We start from the raw sequence: 14,685 nt of genomic DNA, 5'->3' as shown, positions 1-14,685 counted from the left end.
GGATAGCTTGCTATTCTAGATATAGATTTGTCATAATTATATAATGCCCCTGAAAAAAACATTTACCTAACAGTAGCATCCCACATAGTAAGTCTTCTAAATAACGCCTGACATGATGAAAACTCCTACTTTTTCTTCCCAAATAGGGATAATCCGCAATACCTGTGTTGCAGTCATCATTCTATTAACGCTCTTCTACTCGAAATCGTATGCACAAACAAAAGTTTTTGCAAATACCGTTTCTGCACAAAGCAGGGTCGACAATGCGAACAACGCTACACTGAACGATAATACCTTTGCAACGGTAAATTCGTACGGTGGACTTGCGCTTGGCATTGGCGCTTATAATGGTGAACTGGAATTAAAATATCCGGCTGCGGTTAATGGAGGAACAACATCCTTCATCAGGATAGATTTTGACGGAGACATCCTGAACAGGTTACTCGGAGGTAGTTTGGGCGGTTTGCTGGCTAATGTGGGCGGTACCGTAATTCTTGGAAATCACTCGTTTGAAGTGGGCGCGAGAAACGGCGCTTCAACTGTACTCACAGGAAGCAGTACAGCGGCTTTTTCAACAGATAATATCAGGATCGTAAAAGATGCCAATGGTTTCTTTTATGTGGCCATAACGCCAACACAGGCTTATGACCGTATATATATTAAAGACGTTACCAATGCGCTTTTACTTGGGGTTAGCAACAGTACCAGAGTTTACAATGCATTTTACGTTTCTGGTACCGACCCTTGTGCACAGGCATTTAGTACAGGTTATGAAGGAACAGGAATAACACTTGATGCTTTACAACTGGGCAGTTCGGGTGTAACGAATAGCGAAAGGGCTATTGATGCTGATCCAAATAATTTTTCTACTTTGAGTTTAGGCGTACTTGGCGTGACTTCATCCATCAGCCAAAATTTTTATTTTACAACGCCTTCTAATCCTGGCGACGATATTAACCTTAGGTTTAGCACTACACCAGCTTTATTAACTGCCGGAGTTTTACAGAACATTTCGATAACGGCTTATAACGGAAATACCCAGGTTTACACCGGATCTGTTCCAACTACATTAAATCTTGATTTACTCGGCTTATTAAATAGCGGTCAACCCGTAACCATACCTGTTTCTCCGGGAGCCGGAGTGGTATTTGACCGTGTGAAAGTTACTTTGGGATCGGTTTTAACTTTAAACCTTACCCAAACGCTTAATGTGTACGGTGCAACACGTTCAGCACCAAGGCCAACCTTTACTGCACCGGCAAGTAATGCCATTGCTGCTTGTTATAATACTACAGTTCCTTTAACTGCAACAACCTCTAGCGCCAACCAATTAATCTGGTACGATGTGGTAGAAGGTGGAACAGCTTTACAAACAGTTGCCTACAATGGTACATTTACTACGCCGGCATTAACCGCCAACAAAACTTATTATGTTGCTGCCAGAAGAATTGGCTGTGCAACAGAATCGACAAGGGTACCGATTGTAATTACGGTTAACCCACAGATTATTTTTAACGGAGCTACCTTAACCAATGCTACTCCAGGTTTTGCCTACTCTAAACAACTGGATGTAGCAACAGGCGGAACAGGGCCTTATACTTATGCTTTAGCCGCAGGCAGTACATTGCCGGCAGGTTTAACTTTATCATCAGCAGGTGTAATTACCGGAACACCAACGGTAGCCAATGCTTATACTTTTTCGGTTGTAGCAACCGATACCAAAGGATGTAATGCCACCGCCAACTATAATTTAACGGTTACTGCGGCTTTGGTACTTACACCAGGTGCATTGCCAAATGGCATCACAGGAACAGTTTACCCAACGCAGACTATTCCGGCAGCTACCGGTGGAACAGGACCTTATACTTATACTGCAACAGGTGTTCCTCCGGGTTTAGCTTTTAACCCAACTACAAGAGAGATTACCGGAACACCAACTCAACCCGGAAATTATAATATCCCGGTTACCGTTGTTGATGCAAACGGTAATACCATTACCTCAACCTATACGGTAAAAATTACTGATCCATTATTGTTGCCAACTGCTACTTTAGCCGATGGAACAACAGGAACAGTTTATACTACGCAGATTATTCCAACTGCTACTGGTGGAACTACGCCTTATACTTATTCGGCAACGGGGCTTCCTCCGGGTTTAACTTTTAATCCGGCTACCAAAGCCATTACGGGTACGCCAACAACTGCCGGAACTTATACTGTACCTGTTACGGTAACCGATGCAGACGGAAAAACAGTAACCACTAATTACAGCATCACGATAAACAACCCATTGGTATTACCAGCGGCAACTTTACCGGATGGAACTGAAGGAACGGTTTATGCTACACAGATTTTACCAGCTGCAACAGGTGGTGTTGGTTCATACACTTATGTAGCTACTGGTGTTCCTGCCGGATTATCATTTAATCCTGTTACAAGAGAAATTACCGGCACGCCAACACAGGCAGGTAATTACACAATTGGTGTAACCGTAACCGATAGCCAGGGCAAAACGGCCAGCAATAATTACCCAGTTAAGGTAAACGGAACGTTAACCTTGCCAACAAAAACATTACCTAACGGCATTGTGGGTACTTCTTATCTGCCACAAACTTTACCAGCGGTAACTGGCGGAACTTCTCCTTATACTTATGCGGCAACTGGTCTTCCTCCGGGATTATCGTTTAACCCAACCACGAGAGAAATTACAGGAACGCCAACACAAGGTGGTAATTATACCATTTCTGTAACGGCTACCGATGCAAATAATAATAAAGCAACTACTACTTATGCATTAGCGGTAACGGTAAATGATCCGGTTGTGGCTTCTGCAACAGTTTGTACCGGAAGTACCGCTACTTTAACCGTAAGCAACCTTCAAGCTGGCCTAACTTATAACTGGTATGCTTCTACAGGAAGTACACCTTTAACCACTGGCAATAACGGTACTTTTGTAACGCCTGCGGTTACCTCTGCAACTGTATTTTATGTCGAAGCTGTTTCTGGAACAGCAGTAAGTGCAAGAACATCGGTTACCGTTTCGGTTAACCCACCGGCAACTTTAGCTACGGTTACCACCAATAACCAGGTAATCAACTCTGGCCAAACTACAACTTTAACAGCAACTGCTGATGCGGGAAATACCATTGCCTGGTTTGATGCACCAACTGCAGGTACTCAGGTAGGAACCGGAACTTCGTTCACTACACCAGCTTTAACAGCAACCAAAACTTATTATATAGAAACCACCAGTACTAACGGATGTAAAAGCGCAAGTCGCGTTCCGGTAACAGTAACCGTAATTAACGGTGGTGGTGCTACTGCTTGTAACGCGGCCAACAGTCAGAATACCGGTATAAACGGTATCTGTTTATTGTGCGCTATAAACGGAGCGGGTAACTCAACCGATGCGGACGCGAACAACTTCACCAGAATTTCTCTTGCTGTGGGTGTTGCTGCAAATGGTTACCAACAATTGATTTTCCCTTCAGTTGGAGTAGCTACTGATAGTATCCGTTTAGATTTAGCTTTGCCGACTGGTTTAGCTGATGTTGGACTTTTAAATAACGTAACGGTTACCGTACTAAATGGTACCACAGTGGTAAGAACCGTACAATTAAACGGTGGATTATTAAGTCTTCAACTTTTATCAGGCAATCGTTTTGCCGCTACAGTTTTGGCAGGTGGTGCTTACGATAGGGTTCAGGTAAGCTTTGGTGCCTTAGTTTCGGCAGTAACCAGTTTAGATATTTATGGTGCAACCGTTGTTTATCCAAATCCAACTTTTATCTCCGGTGCACAATCGATTTGTTCGGGAAGTACCGCAACGTTGAGTGCAACAGCAAATGGCGGTACAACCTTAGCCTGGTTTGATGCGCCAACAGGTGGCAACCAGGTGGGTACTGGAGCAAACTTCACTACTCCGGCTTTAACCGCTACCACTACTTATTATATTCAGGTAAGCAAAGGCACTTGTTCTAATACAACAAGGGTTCCTGTGGTTATTACTGTTAATCCGGCAATTGTATTTGCAGGTACAACTTTAACCAATGCTACAATTGCTTCGCCTTACAGTAAACAACTTCCTGTAGCAACAGGCGGTACACCGGGTTATACTTATGCTTTGGCTTCGGGTAGTACTTTGCCGGCTGGTTTAACCTTATCAACAAGTGGTTTGGTAAGCGGAACACCAACTGCAACAGGCAACCCAACATTTGATGTTGTGGTAACTGATACCAAAGGCTGTAGCAAAACTGCAACTTTTACATTAACAACCACACCAGCTTTGGCGCTTGCTCCTGGAGCGTTGCCTAATGGTGTTACAGGTACAGCATATACTACAAACGGAATTCCAGCTGCAACAGGTGGAACTGGTCCTTATGCTTATTCGGCTACTGGTCTTCCTCCGGGATTGGCTTTTAACCCGGCAACAAGAGAAATTACAGGTACACCGACTCAAACCGGAACCTTTACTATTCCAGTTACCGTAACAGATGCCAATGGCAATACGATTACGGCTAACTATACCCTTAAAGTAACCGATCCTTTGGTTTTACCACCAGCAACTTTAGCTGATGGCACCACAGGAACCGTTTATACCCCTCAAACCATTCCTTCTGCAACAGGAGGATCAACTCCTTATACTTATTCGGCAACTGGTCTTCCTCCGGGGTTAACCTTCGATCCGGCTACAAGAACAATTACCGGAACGCCTACACAGGCAGGAACCTTTACTGTACCAGTAACCGTTACAGATGCTGATGGAAAAACAACCACCAGTAACTATACTATAAACATTGTTAATCCTTTACAGTTACCGGCGGCAACTTTGCCTGATGGAACAGAAGGAACAGTGTACGCTACACAAACTTTACCGGCGGCAACCGGAGGTGTTGGTCCTTATACTTATGTAGCAAGCAATCTACCTGCAGGATTAACCTTTGATCCGGCCACCAGACAGGTTTCGGGCACACCAACACAGGCCGGAAATTATTCGATCGGTGTTACCGCTACGGATAGTGAAGGCAGAACAGCAAGTAACACTTATGCACTTAAAGTAATTGGTGTATTATCGTTACCAGGTGCAACTTTACCAAACGGTATTGTAGGTACTGGATACCCTACGCAAACTTTACCAGCGGTAACCGGTGGAACAGCCCCATATACTTATCTGGCCACTGGTCTTCCTCCGGGATTAAGCTTTAATACTGCAACAAGAGAAATTACAGGAACACCAACTTTAGGTGGAACCTATACCATCTCTTTAACTGCAACAGATGCAAACGGCAACAAAGCAACAACCGCTTATAGCTTAAACGTAACCGTTAATGCTCCAGTGGTTGCCAATGCAACTGTTTGTTCGGGAAGTCCTGCAACGTTAAGTGTAAGCAACCTGCAGGCAGGCGTAACTTATAACTGGTATGCTTCTACAGGAAGTACACCATTAGTTACCAATAATACTGGTGTTTTTGTAACGCCTGCAGTAACCGCACCAACTGTATATTATGTAGAGGCGGTATCCGGAACTGCAGTAAGTAGCAGAACGGCTGTAAATGTTTCAGTTAATCCACCAGCAACAGCTGCAACGGTAACCACCAACAGCCAGGTAATAAATGCTGGTCAGTCTACAACTTTATCTGCCACTGCTGATGCGGGCAATACCATCCAATGGTACGATGCTGCTACGGGTGGAACACAGGTAGGTGCAGGTACTTCATTTACCACGCCTGTACTTAATGCAACAACTACCTATTATGTAGAAACTACAAATGCAAGTGGTTGCAAAAGCGCAAGCCGCGTACCGGTAACCGTTACCGTACTAAACAATGGTGGTGGTACAGCTTGTAACGCTGCAAGCTCACAAAACTCTGGTATAACCGGTATCTGCTTATTATGTAGTGTAACCAACCCTGGAAACTCTACTGATGCAGATCCATCTAACTTTACCAGAATATCACTTTCGGTAGGTGTGGGTGCTTCAGGTTATCAGCAATTAATTTTCCCATCAGCTGGAACAGCTACTGATAGTCTTCGTTTAGATTTAGCCTTACCAGGTGGTTTATTAGATTTAACTGCGTTGGGTAATGTTACCTTAAATGTAATGAACGGTACTACTATAGTTAGAACAGTTCAGTTAAATTCATCATTATTAAATCTTCAGTTACTTTCGGGCAACCGTTTCGCTGCTACCATATTGGCAGGCGGTGCTTATGATAGGGTACAGGTAAGCTTCGGTGCATTACTTTCTGCCGTAACCAGCTTAGATGTTTATGGTGCAACCATCATTTATCCTAATCCAACCGTAACAGCAGGAACGCAAACAATCTGTGCCGGAAGCACTGCAACTTTAAATGCAACGGCAAACGGTGGTACTACTTTAGCCTGGTTTGATGCGCCAACCGGCGGAACACAACTGGCCGCTGGCGAAACCTTTACTACGCCAGCATTAACTGCTACCACCACTTATTATATTCAGGTAAGCAAAGGAACTTGTGCAAACGTAACCAGGGTTCCTGTAACAGTAACCGTTACCCCGGCATTAGCCACTCCGGTATTGGCAACTATTGCCAATGTTTGCGAGGGATCATCAGCCACTTTATCAGTAGCTAATCCTGATCCGGCGGTAACTTACAAATGGTACGATGCTGCTACAGCTGGCAATCTGGTATTTACCGGTTCGGTATTTCAAACTCCGGCCTTAACAGCTGCCACTACTTATTATGTAGAAGCATCGCAAGGAAACTGTACAAGTACTGCACGTGCAGCAGCAGCAGTATCGGTTAATCCTCGTCCGGTGTTGCCTGTAGTAACTGCAAGTTCATCAACAGTGAGCGCAGGTCAGACCGCAATTTTAACAGCAACTTCTGCTGATCCAACCAATACTTTCAATTGGTATACTTCTAATACTTCAACAACACCAGTTTATGTAGGAGCAACTTATGTTACACCTCCATTATTGGCTACCACAACTTATTATGTAGAATCGGTTTCTACAAATGGTTGTACTTCAGCAAGCCGCGTTCAGGTAACCATTACGGTTGATGGCAACGGATCGCCAAATCCGGTTCCTTGCGAGGCTGCAACCACACAGGTTAACGGCGTTACAGGTGTAGCCTTGTTATCAGGTGTATTTAACCCGGCTTTAGCTATTGATAACGATACCCAAACAGCATCTTCACTGGTTATGCCGGTTGGAGCGCTAGGTGCGTCAGTTTATCAGAGAGTGGGTTTTGGATCACTATCTACAGTGGGCGATACCGTACGTGTATTGGTATCATCGCCAGGAAAACTATTGTCGCTTTCATTATTGGGTAATGCGGCCATCACCACTTATGTTGGAACGAATAGCAATGGTGATTCGCAATTATTAAACAATAACTTGTTAAATGTTCAGTTGTTGAGCGGTAATACACAGGCTTTAATCACTTTTGTTCCAACCAATGTTTTTGATGGGGTAGAAGTAAGATTGAATTCAGGTGTATTGGGAGCTTTAACCTCGATCAACTTAAATTACGCGCAACGCATTTTGGTTGCGCCAACAGTAACCTCGGCTAATGTAACTGCTTGTGTGGGATCAACTGCTCAATTGCAGGTGAATAATCCATCAGCAGGTTTAACATACAGGTGGTACGATGCTACCGGTACTTACTTAAGCGGTAAAGACGGTGTTATATTTACTACTCCTGTTCTAACAGGCGATACTAAATTCTATGTAGCCGCAGTTTCAGCAACAGGTTGTGTAAGCTATAAAACTGTAGTAAACGTTACTACCAACCCTGCTCCGGTAACGCCTGATCTACTTTCGGCATCGGTTAATACCTGCCCTAATACATCGGTTACCTTCCAGGTTAAAAACCCGGTTGCTGGTACTACTTATAACTGGTACGATACTGCAACCTCAACCACTGTATTATTTACCGGTGATAACTTTACCACACCATTAATTACAGCAGATAGAAGTTACTTTGTAGCTGCGGTAAACAGCTGCGGTACTTCATCAACCAGAACTGAGGGTAAAATTGTGCTTGGAACCATTGATGTTCCGGTGATTACGCCGCCATCGATCACCATTAGTGAAGGTTCGGTTGCCGTATTAAAAGCAACTTCGAGTACAGCAGGAGCAACCATTAACTGGTACACTACTGCAAACGGAACAGTTCCGGTATATACTGGCGAAACTTATGTAACACCACAATTAAGCACCACAACAACTTATTATGTGGAGGCGACTATTCCAGGCGGATGTACTGCAACAAGCAGGGCTACTGTAACAGTTACGGTAGTGCCTAACGGTAATCCGGTAGTTACCCCTTGCGGCGCAGCAACTACAACAGTGGCAAGCGGTGTAACAGGTGTGGCATTATTGGCTGGCGTTTATAACCCAACATTCGCGGTTGATAACGATATCAATACCGGATCTAGCCTGGTTATTCCAGTGGGTTTATTAGGTGCATCTGTTTATCACCAGGTTGGTTTTACTGGTTTATCAAATGTAGGCGATACCTTAAGGGTGAAAATTACCACGCCAGGAGCATTGCTTTCGGTAGGGGTGTTAACTAACTTAACGGTAACTACTTTCCAGGGTACAACCAGCAATAACGATGCGGTTTCTATATCCAACCCATTAATCAACTTAAAATTATTATCAGGCGGAACATCGGCCATATTAACTTTCGTACCAACCAGCAGATTTGATGGTGTAGAATTGAGGTTAAACTCAGGGCTCTTAGGTGCATTAACTTCTGTTAATTTAGATTACGCACAAAGGGTAATTACTGCGCCAACAGTTGCTGCTGCTACTGCAAGCGCTTGTCAAGGTTCATCTGCAACATTAAGCGTGCAGAACCCACAAGCAGGTGTGGTATACAAATGGTACTTAGGCGCAACTTATCAGGCAGGAAAAGACGGAACAACTTTCACAACCGACCCAGCCTTAGCTGCTGGTACTTATACTTATTCGGTAACGGCAACAGCTAATGGATGCGAGACTTTAGGAACAAAAGTAACGGTAACGGTATTGCCTCCGGCAGTAGCACCTGTTCCATCAACCACTAATCCGGCAACCACTTGTATCGGTACATCTGCTACTTTAAGTGTGCAGGCAGTTGCAGGCATTACTTATAACTGGTACGATGCAGCAGTTGGCGGAAACATGTTGGTAACCAACAACAGCAGCTTTAATACCCCTGCAACACTTGCTGCCGGAACCTACGATTATTATGTAGAAGCCGTGAGTGGAGCAGCTTGTTCAAGCTCAACCCGTACCAAGATTTCAATCACGGTTAATCCATCGGCATTAGCTACCGATTTAACCGTAACAGGAACAACTTCGTTATGTGCTTCTGGCACGGCAGTACTTACTGCAGCCAGCACAACCGTAACTAACCCGGTATTTACCTGGTACAGCGATGCGGCCTTAACACAGGTTGCTTTTGTAGGCGCAGTATTTACTACCCCAGCCATTACAGCAACAACCAAATACTATGTTACAGTAGGCGGAACAAATAAATGTGCTAACACAGCAGGTAATGCAAAAGAGGTTACCATTACGGTGAATCCTGTTGCTGGTCCAACTGACATCAATTTAGCTGGAACAAGCACTGTTTGTGGTGGCTCATCAGTTACTTTAACTGCAACCAGTACAACGGTAACCAACCCGGTATTTACCTGGTACAGTGATGCTGCCTTAACAACTGTAGCATTTACGGGAGCTAGTTTTATTACGCCAACACTTAATGCCACAACCACTTATTATGTAACGGTTAAAGGCGATAACAAATGTGAAAACACCCCAGCAACTGCAAAATCGATTACCATTACGGTTAATCCTGCTGCTACTGATGCTGATATTACCGCAAGCGGAATTACTTCAATATGTAAAGGATCAACCGCGGCATTATCTGCCTCAACAACCACAGTAATTAATCCGGTGTTCACCTGGTACAGCAATGCTGCTTTAACTACAGTAGCTTACGTTGGACCAAACTTTACTACTCCGGTACTGAATGCAACTACTACTTATTATGTAACTGTAAGAGGGGATAATAAATGTGAAAATTCACCAGCCAACGCTAAAGTAGTCACCGTAACTGTTAAGGATTTTGCTACCGCTGCAGACATTGCAGTAAGCAATGCCCAGATCTGTTCGGGTTCTACTGTAATGTTAATGGCTTCGAGCACCACCGTAACCCAACCAGTATTTACCTGGTACAGCGATGCTTCATTAACCAGTGTGGTATTTACCGGTCCAACCTTTACTGTAACCGGTTTAACCGCCACTACCACTTATTATGTAAGTGTTAAAGGAACCAATAAATGCGAAAATGCTGCTGCAGATGCTAAAGCGGTAACGGTAACAGTTAATCCTTTAGCAGTTTCTACCGATATTATCCTTAGCGGAAGCACAACAGCTTGCGCAGGTTCATCGGCAGTATTAAGTGCAACTTCGGCAACCGTAACCAATCCGGTATTTACCTGGTATAGTGATGCCGCCTTAACCAATGTAAGTTTCATTGGCGCAACATTTACTACACCACCATTAAATACGACCACTACTTATTATGTAACCGTAAAAGGTGACAATAAATGTGAGAACGCACCTGGTACTGCAAGGGTAATTACGATCACCGTTAGTCCGGTGGCTACCGCTTCTGATATCACCGCATCTGATGCAACCATCTGCTCAGGATCGGGTACTACTTTGGTAGCCAGCACTACAACAGTAACCAACCCAACCTTTACCTGGTACAATGATGCTGCCTTAACCTCGGTAGCTTATGTGGGTGCCTCTTTTGTAACGCCAACATTAACCGCAACCACTAAATATTATGTTACGGTTAAAGGTGATAACAAATGTGAAAACTCAGGTATTACAGCTAAAGTAGTTACGGTTAACGTGAACCAGGCTGCAACAGCTGCTGATATTACCTTATCAACACCAAGCTTGGTGTGTGGATCGGGAACGGCAATAATCAATGCCAGCTCAACAACGGTAACCAACCCGGTATTTACCTGGTACAACGATGCTTCGTTAACCAGCGTGGCCTTTACCGGACCAATATTTACCACACCAGTATTAACCACTACCACCACTTATTATGTAACGGTTAAAGGAACCAATAAATGTGAAAATAGTGCGGCAAATGCAGCATCTGTTACCATTAAGGTTAATCCAATAGCAGTTGCTACTGATATTGTGGTAAATGGTTCAACAAATGTTTGCGGAGGATCTGCAGCAGTATTAACTGCTAGTAGTACAACCGTAACAAACCCGGTATTTACCTGGTACACCAACGCAACTTTAACTAATGTAGCATTCGTAGGGGCAGTATTTACTACACCAACATTAACCGCTAATACCACTTATTATGTAACGGTTAAAGGCGATAACAAGTGTGAAAACAGCGCTGCAACAGCTAAATCTGTAAATGTTGTGGTTAACCCGGTAGCTTCGGCAAGTGATGTTACCGCAGCCGATGCAACCATCTGCGCAGGCTCATCTGCAAGTTTAGTAGCCAGCACTACAACAGTAACAAACCCGGTATTTACCTGGTACAGCGATGCGGCCTTAACAACGCCGGTATTTACAGGTGCTACTTTCAATACACCGGCATTAACTGCAACCACTAAATATTACCTGACTGTAAAAGGTGATAACAGGTGTGAAAGTTCTGCTGCAAATGCAAAAGTGGTTACCGTTACGGTAAATGCAGGTGCAACAGCTGCTGATATTACCTTATCAACTCCGGCAATTGTATGTGGATCGGGTACAGCAGTAATCAACGCCAGTTCAACAACAGTAACCAACCCGGTATTTACCTGGTACAACGATGCTTCGTTAACCAGTGTGGCTTTTACCGGACCAATATTTACCACACCGGTTTTAACAGCTACTAAAACTTATTATGTAACCGTTAAAGGAACCAATAAATGTGAAAATACTGCTGCAAACGCAGTAGCGGTAACCATTAAAATAAATCCGGTTGCCACTGCAACAGATATTACAGTGAACGGTTCAACATCGGTTTGTGCAAATGCAACCGCAACATTGGCTGCAACCAGCACAACGGTAACCAACCCAATATTTACCTGGTACAGCGATGCCACTTTAAATACAGTCGTATTTACTGGTCCGGTATTTACTACCCCGGTATTAACTGCAAGTACAACCTATTATGTAACCGTTAAAGGTGATAACAGGTGCGAAAGTTCTGCAGCAACAGCAAGGGCAGTAGCCATTACGGTAAATGCTTTGCCAAACAACCCTGTGGTATCTGCTCCAAACGGAGGTATCTGCGCAGGTGATGGTGCAACATTAACCGTAACCAATGCACAGGCAGGCGTTACTTACGAATGGTACAACGCAGCAACTGGCGGTAACTTATTATTTACCGGTACAAGCTACAATGTTACCGCTTTAACTGCCACAACAGATTACTATGTATCGGCAATCGGTACAGGTGGCTGTAACAACAGCGGTGGCCGTGTTAAAGTAACCGTTACGGTAAATGCTAAACCAACAGTACCAACAGTGGCTTCATCATCAGTGAGTGTATGTACAGGAAGCCCTGCAGTATTAACCGTTACTAACCCTCAAACGGGTGCTACTTATAACTGGTACAGTACAGCGGCAGGTGGTGCACCGGTAGGAACAGGTGTTAACTTTACAACGCCAGCCGTTACGGCAAACACTACTTACTATGTAGAGGGTGCAAACGGAAGCTGTGTATCAACATCAAGAACACCGGTAAATGTAATTGCACTACCAGTACCAGTTGCACCAGCTTCGGTAACAGCTGCAAACGGAACACTTTGTGCTGGCAGCTCAACCATATTAACGGTTAATAATCCGGTAACAGGATTAGTATACAGATGGTATGCTGCAAGCTCTAATGGTCCGGTACTGGCAGAAGGTATAACCTTTACCACACCTAACCTGAGTGCTACCACCATCTATTATGTAGAAGCTGTAGCCGTGGGTGGTTGTGCAAGTCCAGGCAGAACAGCTGTTACGGTAACCGTACTTCCGGTGTTAGATAAACCGGTGGTAGTGGTACAAACCTCAACTCCAAATAGCATCACCTTTGCATGGGCTGCAGTTGCAGGTGCTACGGCTTACGAAGTATCGTTAGACAATGGTTTAACATGGATCAACCCAACAAACGGACCAACCGGAACAAGTTACTTTGTTACAGGCTTAAAACCAGATCAAAGTGTAACCATCTCGGTTAGGGCCAAAGGACAGATTGATTGTCAAACCAGTGCAAACGGTTCAGTTTCGGGCAAAGCAACCAATCCACTTGGAAATCAGGTGTACATACCAAATGCATTTACACCAAATAACGATGGTAAAAACGATGTATTCTTAGTGTATGGCAATACCATTGCCTCAGCTAAAATGAGCATCTACACACAATGGGGTCAGTTGATCTTCCAGTCAGATAACGTGGCAAATGGATGGGACGGAACCTTTAAAGGTGTAAATCAGCCAATCGGGGTTTATGTGTATATGGTTGATGTAACCTTTACCGATGGAACAACTACATTGAAAAAAGGTACAGTAACGCTGATCAGATAAGAAGAGGATTAATAATTAACAGATAAAATCAAAGACCATGAAAATACTATCGGCTTTAAAAATATATGTTGCGGTGCTGGGGTTACTGCTGTGTACAGCTAAGTCTTTTGCACAAACTGATCCGCATTTTTCGCAATATTATGCAAACCCCTTATACCTTAATCCGGCATTAACGGGCGTAATAGACGGCGATTACCGTGCAACGGTAAACTTTAAACAACAATGGAGTGCACTTAACAGCTCGTTCTTAACCGGTGGTGCATCTTTCGATCTCGCCCCGAAAAAGAACTTCGCATTTGGTGCAACCATTTTAAACCAAAGGGCAGGGGAGCTAGATTTTAACTACCTCTCTGCCCTGGTATCAGGTTCGTATCGCTTAAGGTTCGGTGCCGAGGGTTTGCAGATGGTGAGCTTTGGCTTACAGGCCGGTATCATTAACCGCAGTTTCGATTTTTCTCAGGCCAGGTTCGGTAACCAGTTTAATCCTGTTACCGGTTATGATGGCGGCATGATGAGTGGCGAAACGCTTTCATCGCAGTCTTCACTGGTGCCGGATGTAAACGCAGGTATCATGTTCTTTGATGGTAACCCCAATAAAAGTGTAAACGTTTTCTTAGGCGCAAGTGCAGCACACTTAACCCGTCCGATGGATCGTTTCTCGGGTACTAATTCGCGTATCCCTGTTCGCTTCACCGCGCATGGCGGTGCCAGGATCAAAGCTTCAGAACTGCTGGATATTGTGCCAAATGCCTTATTTATGTACCAGGGTAATACCAATGAGGTTTCGTTGGGTGCTTATGCCCAGCTTAATGTTAACTCATCAGCAAATATTTTATTTGGCGGTAACTACCGTAATAAAGATGCTGCAATTGCCTTTGTGGGTTTACAGTTAAAAAATATGGTTTTCGGGTTGAGTTATGATGTGAACACCTCTACTTTCAACCGGGCATCAAATAGTAATGGCGGTTTAGAGCTTTCGGTATCCTTAATTGGCCGTAACGGAATTATTGGTCCAAACTTCTTTTGCCCACGTTTATAATCTTCATCACCAATGCAAACAAACCGAGCTAGCACGTTAATTAATACCCTTAAAAAACGATAGCAAAACG

The 14,685-nt window shown here is 44.0% G+C and carries 2 protein-coding genes; both read left to right on the top strand.

Annotated elements, in window-relative coordinates:
* The first annotated feature begins 112 nt into the window (after positions 1–112).
* Entirely contained in the window at positions 113–13,576 is a 13,464-nt protein-coding gene (locus H9L23_RS18985) for an Ig-like domain-containing protein (RefSeq protein WP_187591818.1), read from the top strand.
* 37 nt (positions 13,577–13,613) lie between these two features.
* Positions 13,614–14,615, top strand: coding sequence for a PorP/SprF family type IX secretion system membrane protein (locus H9L23_RS18980; RefSeq protein ID WP_187591817.1), 1,002 nt, complete (start codon positions 13,614–13,616; stop codon positions 14,613–14,615).
* Positions 14,616–14,685: the final 70 nt, after the last annotated feature.

It is taken from the genome of Pedobacter roseus (assembly GCF_014395225.1).
In the GTDB taxonomy this organism is placed as follows: Bacteria; Bacteroidota; Bacteroidia; order Sphingobacteriales; family Sphingobacteriaceae; genus Pedobacter; species Pedobacter roseus.
This window is presented reverse-complemented; position numbering and strand designations above follow the sequence as displayed.